This is a genomic window from Lichenihabitans sp. Uapishka_5 (genome assembly GCF_033947565.1).
Lineage (GTDB): Bacteria > Pseudomonadota > Alphaproteobacteria > Rhizobiales > Beijerinckiaceae > Lichenihabitans.
Map to the genome: position 1 here is coordinate 29,152 of NZ_JARPVX010000029.1, position 14,370 is coordinate 43,521.

12 protein-coding genes are annotated in these 14,370 nt (G+C 68.7%); 7 read left to right on the forward strand and 5 right to left on the reverse strand.

The annotated features are described in order from the left end of the window. The first annotated feature begins 71 nt into the window (after positions 1-71). Together P7D22_RS12240 and P7D22_RS12245 are read left to right on the forward strand one after the other, a co-directional pair. Positions 72-1,154 carry a Ppx/GppA phosphatase family protein gene (locus P7D22_RS12240; protein WP_319934517.1) on the forward strand — a complete coding sequence of 361 codons (1,083 nt, stop codon included), beginning with the start codon at positions 72-74 and terminating at the stop codon, positions 1,152-1,154. Next, the gene (locus P7D22_RS12245; RefSeq protein WP_319934518.1) at positions 1,151-1,891 is read left to right on the forward strand and encodes an RlmE family RNA methyltransferase; all 741 of its coding nucleotides are present in this window, start codon (positions 1,151-1,153) and stop codon (positions 1,889-1,891) included. Before P7D22_RS12240 ends, P7D22_RS12245 begins: the two co-directional genes overlap by 4 nt. On the opposite strand, the gene P7D22_RS12250 is transcribed toward P7D22_RS12245, so the two are convergent. Further along, entirely contained in the window at positions 1,816-3,273 is a 1,458-nt protein-coding gene (locus P7D22_RS12250; protein WP_442916078.1) for an MFS transporter, read from the reverse strand. The genes P7D22_RS12245 and P7D22_RS12250 overlap by 76 nt on opposite strands. A 217-nt stretch (positions 3,274-3,490) precedes the next feature. Between P7D22_RS12250 and guaB the strand changes: the two genes are divergently transcribed. Next, entirely contained in the window at positions 3,491-4,975 is a 1,485-nt protein-coding gene (gene guaB / locus P7D22_RS12255; protein WP_319934519.1) for an IMP dehydrogenase, read from the forward strand. Positions 4,976-5,089: 114 nt separating this feature from the next. On the opposite strand, the gene P7D22_RS12260 is transcribed toward guaB, so the two are convergent. Further along, a complete protein-coding gene (locus P7D22_RS12260) occupies positions 5,090-5,236 on the reverse strand; it encodes a hypothetical protein (protein ID WP_319934520.1) in 147 nt (48 codons plus the stop codon). Positions 5,237-5,337: 101 nt separating this feature from the next. Here P7D22_RS12260 and P7D22_RS12265 point away from each other — a divergent pair, with 101 nt between their 5' ends. Beyond that, the gene (locus P7D22_RS12265; RefSeq protein ID WP_319934521.1) at positions 5,338-6,636 is read left to right on the forward strand and encodes an RsmB/NOP family class I SAM-dependent RNA methyltransferase; all 1,299 of its coding nucleotides are present in this window, start codon (positions 5,338-5,340) and stop codon (positions 6,634-6,636) included. Between the two features lie 42 nt (positions 6,637-6,678). Here the strand turns inward: P7D22_RS12265 and trpE are convergent, their stop codons facing one another. Next, on the reverse strand, positions 6,679-8,172 hold the full coding sequence (gene trpE, locus P7D22_RS12270; RefSeq protein ID WP_319934522.1) for an anthranilate synthase component I: 1,494 nt from the start codon (positions 8,170-8,172) through the stop codon (positions 6,679-6,681). Then, entirely contained in the window at positions 8,169-10,061 is a 1,893-nt protein-coding gene (locus P7D22_RS12275) for a peptidylprolyl isomerase (protein ID WP_319934523.1), read from the reverse strand. Before P7D22_RS12275 ends, trpE begins: the two co-directional genes overlap by 4 nt. Before the next feature lie 207 nt (positions 10,062-10,268). Between P7D22_RS12275 and P7D22_RS12280 the strand changes: the two genes are divergently transcribed. After that, on the forward strand, positions 10,269-11,255 hold the full coding sequence (locus P7D22_RS12280; protein WP_319934524.1) for an aldo/keto reductase: 987 nt from the start codon (positions 10,269-10,271) through the stop codon (positions 11,253-11,255). Here the strand turns inward: P7D22_RS12280 and P7D22_RS12285 are convergent. Then, complete coding sequence (locus P7D22_RS12285; RefSeq protein WP_319934525.1) at positions 11,248-12,855, reverse strand: adenylate/guanylate cyclase domain-containing protein; 1,608 nt, start codon at positions 12,853-12,855, stop codon at positions 11,248-11,250. The two genes, P7D22_RS12280 and P7D22_RS12285, sit on opposite strands and share 8 nt — an antisense overlap. A gap of 239 nt (positions 12,856-13,094) precedes the next feature. On the opposite strand from P7D22_RS12285, the gene tpiA reads away from it, so the two are divergent. After that, positions 13,095-13,853, forward strand: a complete 759-nt coding sequence (gene tpiA / locus P7D22_RS12290) for a triose-phosphate isomerase (protein WP_319934526.1) — start codon at positions 13,095-13,097, stop codon at positions 13,851-13,853. A 158-nt stretch (positions 13,854-14,011) separates the two neighbouring features. Further along, positions 14,012-14,370, forward strand: a 359-nt coding sequence (secG, locus tag P7D22_RS12295) for a preprotein translocase subunit SecG (protein ID WP_319934527.1), incomplete at its 3' end; no start/stop codon positions are given.

Sequence of the window (14,370 nt, forward strand, 5' to 3'; positions counted from 1 at the left end):
TCGGGACCTGTACAGTCGCCCCCAGCGCGAACAAGACGCAGGTGCATCGGTTGGGAGCGATGGAGGAGGGAATGGACACGGCCACGTTGCTGGACAGCCGCTCGCCCCAGCCCACTCCGGGGGCCGCGCGCGTCGCAGAGGCGGCCCAGCCCCTTTATGGCGCCCTTGACCTTGGCACCAATAATTGTCGTCTCCTCGTGGCCCGGCCGTCGCACGACGGGTTCCGCATCGTCGATTCCTTTTCCCGCATCGTTCGGCTGGGCGAAGGCCTGGCGCTGACCGGGCGGCTCAACCCCGATGCCATCGAGCGGACCCTGTCGGCCCTGACGGTCTGCCGGGACAAGCTGCGGGCGCGTGGCGTGACCCGCATGCACCTCGTCGCCACGGAGGCGTGCCGGCAGGCCAGCAACGGTGCCGCCTTCATTGACCGGGTGGCAGAGGAAGTCGGCCTCGCGCTCGACGTGGTGGACCGCGAAACGGAGGCCACGCTCGCGGCGTCGGGCTGCGCCGCCCTGGCGGACCGGCAGGCCGAAGGCGTGTTGTTGTTCGATATCGGCGGCGGCTCTTCCGAGCTAGTGTGGCTCGACGGCCAAAGGCGGTGCGGCACCCAGGATGAGAATGCCGTCAGGGAACGTATGCGCTCCTGGACGTCGCTGCCGCTCGGGGTCGTGACGTTGGCGGACCGGTTCGGCGGCCACGACGTGACGGATGCGGATTTCGAGGCCATGGTGGCCTTCGTGTCGGCCGCGATGGCGCCTTTCGTGGACGAGGCCCGCAACAACGCCCGATGCGACCGCTTCCACCTGCTCGGCACCTCCGGCACCGTGACCACGGTGGCGGGCGTGTTCCTCGACCTTCCCCGTTACGACCGGCGTCAGGTCGATGGCCTGTGGATGTCCGAGGCCGAGGTGACGCTGGCGATGGGCCGGCTGCGCGGCATGTCGTTCGCGGCCCGGGCGGCCCAGGGCTGCATTGGTCCCGATCGCGCCGATCTCGTGCTGGCGGGCTGCGCCATCCTCGAGGCGATCCGACGTGCCTTCCCGTGCGAGCGCCTGCGCATTGCCGATCGCGGCCTGCGGGAGGGAATCCTGATGAAGATGATGCTGCGCGACAATGCTTGGGCGCGCCTTCCTGGAGCGAGAACCGCCTGGTGACCGAGAAATCCGAGACGGACGGCCGCGCCGGCGGCCGCTCGATCAAGACGCGCGTCAAGACGGCGCGCAAGCGGTCGCTGTCGTCGACCCTGTGGCTGCAGCGGCAGTTGAACGACCCTTACGTGGCGGCGGCACGGCGTGAGGGTTGGCGCTCGCGCGCGGCCTTCAAGCTGATCGAGATCGACGACAAGTACCGGCTGTTGAAGCACGGCCAGCGGCTGGTCGACCTCGGGGCCGCCCCGGGGGGGTGGTCACAGGTTGCGGCGGGCCGCATCGGGGCCGACAAGGGGCATGGCAGCATCGCGGCCATCGACCTTCTGGAAATGGAGCCGATCGGCGGCGTCACCTTTGCCCAACTGGACTTCCTGCTGCCCGAGGCGCCCGATAAGGTGCGGGCCATGCTGGACGGCCGGGCCGATGGTGTGATCTCCGACATGGCCGCCAATGCCACGGGCCATCGCAAGACCGACCACCTGAAGATCGTGGCCCTGGTGGAACTCGCGACCGAATTCGCCGGCGAGGTGCTGAAGCCGGGCGGCTTCTTTCTGGCCAAGGTGCTGCAGGGCGGCACCGAGGGCACGCTACTGACCACGCTGAAGCGCGACTTCGCCACCGTGCGCCACGTCAAGCCGCAATCGAGCCGGCAGGATTCTTCCGAACTCTACGTCCTGGCGACCGGGTTCAGGGGCACCGGGTCCGGCGCGGGCGCCGCGACCGCCGCCGACGCGCCGGCATAACGCGCCCCGGGGTTCAGCGAGGCTCCCGCGTTGCCCGGTAGGCGGAAGAACACTAGCGCCGACAAGGCCGACACGATCGCCACGGCCACAAAGGCCCAGCCGAAGTCGGCGGTCCGTAGCACGGGATCGCCGTGCAGCACGCGTGAACCCTCGATCACGGCCGCCCCCATGGCGACGCCGCTCGACAACGACAGCTGCTGCGCCACGGAGGTGAAGCTCGTGGCCCGGCTCATGGCGGGGTTGTCGATGTCCGCATAGGCGATGGCGTTGATGCCGGTGAATTCGAGCGAGCGGAAGAAGCCGCCCGCCAGCAGCAGCCCGAACATCAGCCACACGGGCGTGCCGGCCGAGAATGTGCCGTAGGACAGAAGAAAGGCGCTGGAGATCAGCGCATTGACGGCCAGCACGGCGCGGAAGCCGAAGCGGCGCAGGATGCGCTGCGCCGCCGTCTTCATCGCCATGGCGCCGGCCGCCGCCGCGAAGGTGAGGCACCCCGACCGGAACGGCGACATGCCGAGGCCGAGTTGCAGCAACAACGGCAGCAGGAACGGCAGGGCCCCGATGCCGAGCCGGAACAGGAAGCCGCCGACGACGCTGGCCCGGAAGGTCGGCACGCCGAGCAGGCGGATGTCGAGGATCGGATGGGCGAACCGCGCGGCATGCCGGCAATACAGGGCCAGCACCACGGCGCCCCCCAGGATGAGGCCCCATACGGCCAATGGCGGCACGAAGGCCCGTCCGGCCACCGTCAGGCCGAACATCAGCGACGACAGCCCGAGGCCCGACAGCACGAAACCGCGCACGTCGAGCGGCCCGGGATCGGTTTCCCGGACGTTGGGAATGAACAAGGTTGCCAGCACGACGCCGAGCACGCCGATCGGCACGTTGATCCAGAAGATCCAGCGCCAATGCGCATAGGTGGTGATGAAGCCGCCGAGCGGCGGCCCGAGGATGGGGCCCACCAGGGCCGGGATCGTCAGGGTGGCGAGCGCCTGGACGAGCTCCGCCCGCGGCACCGAGCGGAACAAGATCAACCGGCCGACCGGCACCATCATGGCGCCGCCGAGCCCCTGGAACACCCGGGCCGCCACGAACCCCCCGAGGCTGCCCGACAGCCCGCACAGGATGGAGCCGAGGGTGAACACCACGATGGCGAGGCGGAACACCGTCCGGGCCCCGAACCGGTCGGCCGCCCAGCCGCTGGCCGGAATGAAGACCGCCAGGCTGAGCAGGTAGGACGTGAGCGCCAGCTTCAGCGCGATCGGGTCCTGGTGCAGGTCGAGCGCGATGGCCGGCAGCGAAGTGGACAGCACCGTCGAGTCCATGTTCTCCATGAACAAGGCGCAGGCGACGATCAGCGGCGTGAGGAGGCGGGGCGGCACGGTGTGGGGCGAACTCGGCTACGGGACAGGGATGCGCGCGGAACAAGGGAGACCTGTTCGGCGGGGCAAGTGGCGGTTTGGTGGCGGGCATGGCTTTGCAGGAGGGGAGCGCCATGCTATCCGCCACTGCCAATTCCCTGCAGCCGTGTCGGTTTCACGCGCGGCTGCCTTCCTCGTTCATCGGCCCCGTGCCGCCTGGACGGCACCGGAGTGGCACATGGCCTTCAGCACCATCCTGTCCGAAGCGCTGACCTTCGACGACGTTCTGCTGCGACCCGGCCATTCGACCGTGATGCCGCGCGACGTCAACCTGAGGACGCGGCTGACCCGAACGATCGAGCTGAACCTGCCGCTGATTTCATCGGCCATGGACACCGTGACGGAAGCGCGCCTCGCCATCACGATGGCACAGGCGGGGGGCATCGGCGTCATCCACCGCAATCTCGAGCCTGAAATCCAGGCCGAGGAGGTCCGCAAGGTCAAGCGCTATGAGAGCGGCATGGTGGTGGACCCCATCACGATCCATGCCGATGCCACGCTGGCGGATGCGCTCGAGCTGATGCGCCGCCACAACATTTCGGGCATCCCGGTGGTGGAGCCTGGGCCCCACAAGCACCCTGCGACGCTGCTCGGCATCCTGACCAACCGCGACGTGCGCTTCGCTGACTCCCCCGGCCAGCCGGTGCACGAGCTGATGACCAAGAAGGTCATCACGGTGCGCGAGGGCGTGCAGCCCGACGATGCCCGCCGTTTGCTGCACCAGAACCGCATTGAAAAGCTGGTGGTGGTGGATGACGATGGGCGCTGCGTCGGGCTCATCACCGTCAAGGACATGGAAAAGGCGACGATGCACCCGAATGCCTGCAAGGACGCCGAAGGGCGGCTGCGGGTGGCGGCGGCTTCCAGCGTCGGCGACAAGGGGTTCGAGCGATCGCTGCTGCTGATGGATGCGGGCGTCGACTGCATCATCGTCGACACGGCGCACGGTCATTCCCAGCAGGTGCTCGACCAGGTGAGCCGCCTGAAGCACCAGTCCAACAAGGTGGCCATCATCGCCGGCAATGTCGCGACGGGCGAAGGCGCCAAGGCGCTGATCGATGCCGGTGCGGATTGCATCAAGGTCGGCATTGGACCGGGCTCGATCTGCACCACCCGCATCGTGGCGGGCGTCGGCGTGCCGCAATTCACGGCCATCCTGGAAGCCGTCGAGGAAGCCCGCAAGCAGGACACGCCGGTGATCGCCGACGGCGGCATCAAATATTCCGGCGACTTCGCCAAGGCGGTCGGGGCCGGGGCGGAAAGCGTGATGATCGGTTCGCTGCTGGCCGGCACGGACGAGAGCCCGGGCGAGGTGTTCCTGTATCAGGGCCGTTCGTTCAAGGCCTATCGAGGTATGGGATCGGTTGGCGCCATGGCGCGCGGCTCGGCCGACCGGTATTTCCAGCAGGAGATCAAGGACCAGATGAAGCTGGTGCCCGAAGGGATCGAGGGACAGGTGCCATATCGCGGTCCTGCCGGTCCGATCCTGCATCAGCTCGCCGGCGGCCTCCGGGCCGCAATGGGCTATGTCGGGGCCGCCACCATCGCGGACTTCCAATCCAAGGCCCGTTTTCATCGCATCACCGGCGCCGGACTGCGGGAAAGCCACGTCCACGATGTGGCGATCACGCGCGAAAGCCCGAACTACCCGACGGGCGTCTGATCCTCGGCCGGCGGCGCGGCTCCCGGGTCCCCGGCGACGATCGCACCCGACCATAAAAAAGGTGCGGTGCCTCGCGGCAGCCGCACCGATGTAAGCGTTCGCGGTGCGAACAGCTTACATGTGGTTCTCGAGCGAGGTCTTGGCGTCGACGTGACGGGCGGGAGCCATCGGGGCGGGCGGCGGCGGCGGCGGAGCCGAAGCGCAGGCCGCGAGCGACAGGGCGAGGGCGGCGAAAGCCGACCGGCACAGAATCCGGGTCATGGAAGTCCTTCGTGGGCTTTGGAAATTTCTAGCGGGCGTCCGCCTGAGCGGCGCTTCCTGTTCAATACGGCCCTTCCTGGCCCAAATGTGGCGAAACGGTAATGAACCCCTCGGCAAGGCTTGCGGCGGCGATTGAGGTCCTGGGTGTGACGGAAGAGCAACGCCGCCCCGTCGCGGAGGTGTTGCGCGACTGGGGACGCACCCACCGCTTCGCCGGTTCGAAGGACAGGGCCGCCATCGCCGACCTGGCTTACGACGCCATGCGGGTGCGGGCCTCGTCGGCCTGGGTGATGGGCGACGACAGCCCGCGCGGCGTCATGCTCGGCGCGCTCCGGCGCGTCCGGGGGCTCGACGCCGAAGCGATCGCGGGGCTCTGCCAGGGGCAGGACCACGCCCCGGCGGCCTTGACCGCTGGGGAACGCGCGCGGCTCGAAGCCGACAGCCTGGACGGGGCCCCGGCCCATGTGCTCGGCGATTATCCCGAGTGGCTGGCGCCTTCGCTCGACGCCGCCTTCGGCGATGAGGCGGGGCATGAGGGCGCCGCCCTGTCGCGCCGCGCGCCGGTCGATCTGCGGGTGAACGGCCTCAAGGGCGACCGTGCCAAGGCCCTGCGGGCACTGGCGCATCTCGACCCGGTCGAGACGCCCCATTCCCCCGTGGGCATCCGCCTCGCCCGTGGCGCGAACGACCGAACGCCCGCCATGGTGGCGGAGCCGGCCTATGCCAAGGGCCTCGTCGAGGTGCAGGACGAGGGCTCACAGATCGCGGCTCTGCTGGGCGAAGCGATGCCCGGCCAGCAGGTGCTCGACCTGTGCGCCGGCGGCGGCGGCAAGACCTTGGCGCTCGCGGCCCAGATGGGCAACAAGGGCCAGATCTACGCGGCCGACAGCGACGGGCGACGATTGGCGCCGATCTACGATCGCCTGGCGCGGGCCGACGTCCGCAACGCCCAGGTGCGGGCGCCGCGCGGCGAAGCGGATGTGCTTGGCGATCTCGCGGGGCGCTGCGACCTCGTCCTGGTGGACGCACCCTGCACCGGCACCGGCACCTGGCGCCGCAACCCCGATGCCAAGTGGCGGTTGCGGCCCGGCGCGCTCGAGCAGCGCATCAAGGCGCAGGACGAGGTGCTGGATCAGGCCGTGCGATTCCTGAAACCGGGCGGCCGGCTGCTGTTCGTTACCTGCTCGTTCCTGAAAGAAGAAAACGAGGATCGCGTCGCCGCCCTGCTGGGCCGGCAGCCGGAGCTGCTGCCCATCGATGCGGCGGTGCTGGCCACACGGGCCGGGCTGCCGGCCCTGGCCGAACATGCCTCGCGTCACGGCCCCGGCCTGCGGCTGTCGCCGCTGCGCACCGGCACGGACGGATTCTATATCGCTTCGCTGTTGCGCGTGGCGGGCTGATCGCCGCCGCTCAGCGCTGGTGGGCGGCGGCCGTGCTGCGTGTCACTGGCCCCGCTTCGCGGCCGTCGCGAAGCGCACCGCCTCCTCGGCGGCCCGCACCAGGGCCCGGGCCTTGTTCTCGCATTCGGCCTGCTCGGAGGCCGGATCGGAATCGAACACGATCCCGGCGCCGGCCTGCACGTGCATCGTGCCGTCCTTGATCACCGAGGTGCGCAGCACGATGCAGGTGTCCATCTCGCCGCCGGCGCCGAAATAGCCGATACAGCCGCCATAGATGCCCCGCTTGTCGCGCTCGAGCGTGTCGATGATCTCCATCGCCCGCACCTTTGGTGCCCCCGACACGGTGCCGGCCGGAAAGCCGGCCGCCAGCGCGTCGATCGCGTCATGTGCCGGGTCGAGCGCACCCTCGACGTTCGACACGATGTGCATGACGTGGCTGTAGCGCTCGATGAAGAATTTGTCGGTCACCGCGACGCTGCCGATGCGCGACACCCGGCCGGCGTCGTTGCGGCCGAGATCGAGCAGCATCAGATGTTCTGAGAGTTCCTTGGCGTCGGACAGCAGATCCTGGGCCAGGGCCTCGTCTTCGGCCGGGGTGGCGCCGCGCCGGCGCGTACCCGCGATGGGCCGGATCGTCACCGTGCCGTCGCGCACCCGCACCAGGATCTCGGGGCTGGAACAGCAGATCTGGAACGCGCCGAAGTCGAGGAACGACAGGAAGGGCGCCGGATTGACCCGCCGCAACGCGCGGTACAGCGCGAAGGGCGGCAGGCTGAACGGCGCCGAGAAGCGTTGCGACAGCACCACCTGGAACACGTCGCCGGCCCGGATGTAATCCTTGGCCCGGTCCACCATGGCGAGGAACGCCTCTGACGGCGTGTTGGAGCACGGCTCGTCGGCCAGCAGGTGAGGGTCGGCCGGGGCGCCACGATGCGCCAACGGGCTTTCCAGAATGGCGACGATGCGGTCGATCCGCGCCTGGGCGCTTTCCGTGGCGGCCCTGCTTGGGACGTCGGGGCCGGGCCGCACGGGGCTGACCACGGAAATCTCGTCCCGCACCGTGTCGAACACCACCATCACCTGGGGGCGTATCATCACGGCGTCGGGCACCCCGATCGGATCGGGTTTGGCCGGGGCGAGGCGCTCCATGTGGCGCACCATGTCGTAGCCGAGATAGCCGAACACGCCCGCCGCCATGGGCGGCATGCCGGCGGGAAGCGCGATGGCCGATTCGGCCAGCAGCGCCCGCAAGGCATCGAGCGGCGCGCCGGCGCATGGCTCGAAGCGATCGGGGTCGACGGCCGCCTGCCGGTTGATTTCCGACACCGCACCGCTGCAGCGCCAGATCACGTCGGGATCGAGCCCGATCATGGAATACCGGCCGCGCGTGGCACCGCCCTCGACGGATTCCAGCATGAACATCGGGCCGCTTGCGCCGGCCTGCAGTTTCAGGAACGCCGAAACGGGCGTCTCGAGATCCGCCACCAGGACGGTCGAGACGACGCTCGGCGCTGCGATCGGGTCGACCTCGATCATCCTTCGCCGCCGCTTGCGTTGCCGATCGCGGTCGGGTTGATCTTGATGCTCATGCCGCTCTCGAGCCGCGACAGATAGGCGGCCAGTAGGTCGTTGGCGAAGAGATCGCGGTAGTGGCCCTCCAGCTGGGCCGTTTGCGGATCGTCGGCATCGAGCGCCGGCACCACGCTATCCAGCACCTTGAACAATATGCGGCTGCCGTCCGGGCCTGCCACCGAGCCGGCCGATCCGACCCGGGTATCGAAGGCGGCCCTGGCGACCTCCGTCGACACGCCTTCAGCGCCGGCCCGCTTCAGGTCGCCGACATGCGTGATGGCGGCATTGTTCAGGCTCGTCGAGACCTGCTCGGGCGTTTGGCCGCCGTTGAGCGCCTTGACGAGATCGTCCGCCTTGGCGCTGAGCCGCTTCGCGGCCTCGTCGGTGTGCCAGGCCGCCTCGACCTGAGGTTTCACGTCGTTGAACGGGCGCTGATGCGCGGGTTCGATGCCGGCGACCTCGAACCAGACCTGGTCCCCGGTGCGGCTCTGGATGACGTCGTTATCGACGCCGGTGTCAGACGCAAAGGCGGCCTTCAACAGCTCGTCCTGTGCCGGCAGCATCACGGCCTTACCGGCGGGATCGTGGCCGGTGGCATCGATGGCGGGGATCGTGCGGGCGCTGAGTCCGACCGCGGCCGCCGCCTCGGTCAGCGTCTTGCCCGAGGCGCGCTGGTCCTCGATCTTGTCGTGCAGGTCCCGCAGCGCGTCACGGGTCCGCGCGGGCGCCGTGGCGATCCGGCTGCGAATGTCGGGCGCCACGTCGGCGAAGGGCTTCATGGTGCCGGGCGCGATCGACGACACATGCACCAGCACGGTCCCGAAGGTGCCCTTGACGGGCCCGCTGGTACCATCGGCCGGAAGCCCGAAGGCTGCATCGGTCACCGGCTTGTCGAAGATCGACGCCTTGCTGACGGTGCCGAGATCCTGCGCCTTGCCGGCCGTCGCCTCGGCCCAGCTCTTGCCGGCCTTGATGGCGTCGGCGGCCGCCTGGGCGTCGGCGTCGGTCGGGAACACGGCCTGCTGGACCGCCCGTTTCTCCGGTTGCCCGAAGCTCTTGTCCGGATCGGCGTCGTAGAAGCGGCGCATCTCGTCATCCGTCACGGCATCGGGCTTTGCCACGCCGGCCGGCGACGTGCCCAGCACCACCAGGTTGCGGAACTCGGGTGCCGCGAAGCGCGCCTTGTGGGCGTCGTAGTAGCTTTGCAGCACCGCCGGGTCGGGTGCCGCGATGTCGCCTGCCAGCGCCGGCGTCAGCGTGATCATGTCGAGGCTGCGGGTCTCGCTTTGCAGCCGATGCAGCGCCTCGATGGCGGCCTTCGGCACGTTGACGCCCCCCGCCACCGCATCGACGAGCTCTTGCCGCAGGTAGGTGCCGCGCTGTTCACGCAGGAAGGCTTGCTCGGTCAGGCCGTTGTTTTGCAGCAGGGACGCGAAGCGGGCACGGTCGAATTGTCCGTTGGCGCCCGCGAAGGTCGAATCTTCCACCACGGCACGGCCGATCTGCGCTTCCGAGATCGCGAGGCCGAGCGTATCGGCCTCGTTGTCCAGCATGGCATCCGTCACCAGCCGCGACAGAACCTGCTGGTCGAGCCCGAACTGCCGTGCCTGCTGGTTGGTGACGGGTCGGCGCAGCCGTTGCTCCAGCTGCTGCATCGCGACCTGGTAGCTGCGGCGGTAGGTGTCGATCGGCACGTCGTGGCTGCCGACGCGTGCCACCCAATTGGCCGTCGACGTGCGGAACAGGTCCGCGAAGCCGAAGAAGCTCAAGCCCACGATGATCAGCAGGAAGATCAGCGCCATGCCGACCTTCCCGATCATCGAATTCTGTATCGTCCGCATGCTGTTGAGCATGGATAAGCCTGCACCGTGCTGAGGGCGTAACCGGTGCCGCGCCGCCGCCGCCGTCGGGCGTGACAGCCCGCAACCGGAGCGGCGGCACCATAGCCATGGGGGTGAAACGGTGCAACGGCCCTTGCTGCGCGGCCGCAGGGCGACATGTCAGGTCGGTCACGCGATGTCGGCGCCGACGCGTCGTGCGCGACGATCTAAGGTGTATCGATGGATTACGTACGATTAGGCAAAAGCGGCCTCAAGGTGTCGCGGTTGTGCCTCGGCTGCATGACCTATGGCGAACCGAACCGCGGCAACCACGCCTGGACCCTGCCGGAGGAGCAGAGCCGCCCCTTCATCAAACAGGCGCTCGAGGCCGGCATCACCTTCTTCGACACCGCGAACGTGTATTCCGACGGGTCAAGCGAAGAAATCGTGGGACGGGCCCTCAAGGATTTCGCCAAGCGCGACGAGATCGTGCTGGCCACCAAGGTGCATGGCGCCATGCGGCCGGACGCCAACGGGCGCGGCCTGAGCCGCAAGGCCATCATGGCGGAGATTGACGCGAGTCTGCGCCGCCTCGGTACCGACTATGTGGATTTGTATCAGATCCATCGCTTCGACGCCGAAACGCCGATCGAGGAAACCCTCGAGGCGCTGCATGATGTCGTGAAGGCCGGCAAGGCGCGTTACCTCGGCGCCTCGTCGATGCACGCCTGGCAGTTCGCCAAGGCGCTCTACCTCGCCGACCGGCATGGCTGGACGCGCTTCGTGTCGATGCAGAACCATTACAACCTGCTGTACCGCGAAGAAGAGCGCGAGATGGCGGGCCTGTGCCTCGAGGAAGGCGTCGGCATGATCCCGTGGAGCCCCATGGCGCGTGGCAAGCTGACCCGGCCCTGGGAAGAGGAGCCCACCACGGCGCGCGGCGAAAGCGATGCTTATGCCAAGACGCTCTACGCTGGCACGCGCGACAGCGACAAGGCGGTGGTGGACCTCGTGGGGACCATTGCGGCCGAGCGTAACCTGAGCCGGGCCGAAGTGGCGCTGGGCTGGTTGCTGGGGCAGCCGGGCGTTTCGGCGCCGATCATCGGGGCCTCGAAGCCGGGCCACATCGACGATGCCGTGAAGGCCCTGGCGGTGCGGCTCGAGGCCGACGACCTGAAGCGGCTGGATGCGGCCTACCGACCGCATCCGGTGCAAGGCTTCAGCTGAGCAGAAACGTCTGCATGGCGCCCTTGCCCTTGATCATCATCGGGGGCAGGGGCTCGTAAGCGAAGGCATCGCCGAGCGCGGTCCGCACCGCCTCGGACACATGCACCCGCCCCGGTACGCCGTTGGTTTCCATCCGGCTCGCGACGTTCACGGTGTCGCCCCACACATCGTAGACGAACTTGTCGGTGCCGATCACGCCGGCCGCCACCGGGCCCGTGTGCATGCCAATGCGGGCTTCGAGATGCTCGCCGGCGCTGCGCCCGGCCGCCGCCACCGCTTCGGGGATCGCCACCGCCATGCGGGCCACCGCGAGAGCGTGGTCGGGACGCGCATTCGGCAGGCCGCCGGCCACCAGATAAGCGTCGCCGATCGTCTTGATCTTCTCGAGGCCGTTCGCCTTGGCGAGGCCATCAAGGCTCGAGAACACCGTGTTGAGCAGCGCGATCGTGCGGGCGGCCGGCAGCCGGCTCGCCAGGGTCGTGAAGCCGACGATGTCGCAGAACAAGATGGTGGCGGCGTCGAAATGGTCGGCGATGACGGTTTCGCCGCCGCGCAGGCGTTCCACCACAGGGCCGGGCAGCATGGCGCGCAGCAATTGCTCCGAGCGCTCGCGTTCGATCCGGAGCTCCGCCACATAGGCCTGCTCGCGGTCGCGCAGCGCCTTGCGTTCGATCAGCGACGAAATGCGCGAGCGCAGCAGGATCGGATCGAGCGGCTTCTGCATCAGGTCGTCGGCCCCGGCCTCGATGCAGCGCACGGCGCTTTCCACCTCGTCCGAGCCCGACATCATCACCACGGGCACGCTCGCGGTCTCGGGCACCGCCCGCAACTGGCGCAGCACGTCGACGCCGTTCAGGTTGGGCATCAGAAAGTCGAGCAGGATCAGGTCGAAGGATTCGTTGGCGCTCAGCCGCAGCGCCGCCTCGCCGTCGCCGCAGCCGCAAACCCGGTGGCCGTCGCGCTCGAGCCGGCGCGTTAAGAGATCGAGGCTCGAAGGGTTGTCGTCCACAACCAGCAGGTAGCCGGTGGCGCGCCCCACGGGGGTCGGACGCTCGGCGAAGATCGAGCTCAGCGTCGCGACGGCCTTCTCGACGGCGTCGGACCCTTCCGCATCGTCGCCATGCGTCGTGGTCAGCGAGCCCGAGTGGATGAATTCGATCATCGAATCGATGCCGCCAAGCAGGCGGCGCGAGGCGGCCAACAGGCCGTCGAGTGTCTCGACGAGGCCCGGCAGCCCTTCCTCGCGGGCTTCCTCGAGCAACAATTCGCCATAGCCCATGATGGCCGTGATGGGCGTGCGCAACTCGTGTCGTAGCGTCGCCGTGAAGTCGCCGAGTTCCCGCTCCGACAGCGACCGTTGCGCCGCCGATGTGTCGAGCAGCCCCTCGATGACGCTGCCGAGGGTCTCGCTGGAGCTCTTCATCTTCAGCAGGTCGGCCTCGAAGCCGGACAGCCGGTCACGGACCGCATCCTCGGTCACGAGGTCGATGAAGCTCGACACGATGTCGACGGGGGCCTTGAACTCGGCCCGCACGAAAGCCGCGATGGCGCGCGCGAGTCGTTGGTCGTCCGGACCCCCCGGGGTCGGCGCGTTGCTCATCGACCTGTCCCGTGTGGCGTCGTCATGCCGCCCACCATCGCGGAGAAGGCCCGTGCGATGCAATCGTCTTCTTGGGCCGTGATGGCGGGGCGCGCCCTTGTGGCACGGCAAGCGGGTGCTGTCGCTTTCCAAGCCAGGGCCCTTCTGCTACCCCGCGCTCGGCCCGAGACTATCCTGTTCGCCTTGCGGCGGGTGGGGCGGGTCGCTCGGATTCAACCTCTCAACCCGTAAGGTGCGACATGGCCTTCTCATCCCGCCCGATCGTCATCGGCAACTGGAAGATGAATGGCCTCGCGGCCTCGCTCGATCAGGTCGAGGCGGTGCGGGACGCGATCGCCAAGGGCCAGGCAGGCCGCTGCGAGACGGGGCTCTGCCTGCCGGCCACGCTGATCGCGGCTGCGGCCGCCCGCGTGGAAGGCAGTCGGCTGATGATCGGCGGCCAGGATTGCCACGTCGCCAGCCATGGCGCCCATACGGGCGATATTGCGGCCGCCATGCTGAAGGATGCCGGGGCGACGCTGGTGATCGTCGGCCATTCCGAGCGCCGCGCCGACCACGGCGAAACCGATATGCTGGTCAACCAGAAGGCGCAGGCCGCAGCCCTGGCCGGCCTCACGCCCGTGATCTGCGTCGGCGAAACACGGGCCGAACGCGATGCCGGGGAAACCCTTCGGGTCATCGGCCGTCAGATCGACGAGTCGGTGCCGCGCAGCACCGATCCCAAGACCACGATCGTGGCCTACGAGCCCGTGTGGGCGATCGGCACCGGCTTGACTCCGACCGCGGCCGACGTGGCCGAGGTGCATGCCTTCATCCATCGCCGGCTCGACAGCCTGCTTCCGTCGGGCGGCACGACCATCCGGATTCTGTATGGCGGCTCCGTCAAGGCGTCCAACGCGGCCGAATTGCTCGCGATCGACCACGTCGATGGGGCGCTGGTGGGCGGTGCCAGCCTGAAGGCCGCCGACCTGCTCGGCATCACGAGCGTTTATCGCTGATCTGACGTCGTGGTCGGTGGCCTCATCGGGCGAAGGCGATCCCGCTTCGCCCAGGCAGCCTCCAGGCATCGGTTCCCAAACGGCTGCGCTTCCTGTAGAAGCGCGGCCCATCCGTAGTTTCAGGGGCAGCGACGCCACGCTCCTGCCCGAGGCCTCCGATGCAAACCGTTCTGATCGTCGTCCATCTCCTGATCGTCATCGCGCTCGTCGGCGCGGTGCTGTTGCAGCGCTCCGAAGGGGGCGCGCTCGGTGTCGGCGGGGGCGGGGGCTTCATGACCGGCCGCGGGCAGGCCAATGCGTTGACCCGCGCCACGGCCATCCTGGCGGCTTTGTTCTTCATCACCAGCCTGGCGCTGACGCTTCTGGCCAACCTGCATCGCGCGCCGCGCTCGATCTTCGACACGCCCGGCGCCGCGACCCCGGCCGGCCAGGCCCAGCCGGCGGCCACACCCGGCACCGACGTGCTCGACCAGATCAACCAGATCCAGCAGCAGAAATCCGGCGCGGCGCCTGCCCC

Bases quoted from the DNA above. Each gene is read 5' to 3' on its own strand.
- P7D22_RS12240 (WP_319934517.1), top strand. From the start codon at position 72: ATGGACACGGCCACGTTGCTGGACAGCCGCTCGCCCCAGCCCACTCCG.
- P7D22_RS12280 (WP_319934524.1), top strand. From the start codon at position 10,269: ATGGATTACGTACGATTAGGCAAAAGCGGCCTCAAGGTGTCGCGGTTG.
- P7D22_RS12275 (WP_319934523.1), bottom strand. From the start codon at position 10,061: ATGCTCAACAGCATGCGGACGATACAGAATTCGATGATCGGGAAGGTC.
- P7D22_RS12260 (WP_319934520.1), bottom strand. From the start codon at position 5,236: ATGACCCGGATTCTGTGCCGGTCGGCTTTCGCCGCCCTCGCCCTGTCG.
- tpiA (WP_319934526.1), top strand. From the start codon at position 13,095: ATGGCCTTCTCATCCCGCCCGATCGTCATCGGCAACTGGAAGATGAAT.
- guaB (WP_319934519.1), top strand. From the start codon at position 3,491: ATGGCCTTCAGCACCATCCTGTCCGAAGCGCTGACCTTCGACGACGTT.
- trpE (WP_319934522.1), bottom strand. From the start codon at position 8,172: ATGATCGAGGTCGACCCGATCGCAGCGCCGAGCGTCGTCTCGACCGTC.
- P7D22_RS12285 (WP_319934525.1), bottom strand. From the start codon at position 12,855: ATGAGCAACGCGCCGACCCCGGGGGGTCCGGACGACCAACGACTCGCG.
- P7D22_RS12265 (WP_319934521.1), top strand. From the start codon at position 5,338: ATGAACCCCTCGGCAAGGCTTGCGGCGGCGATTGAGGTCCTGGGTGTG.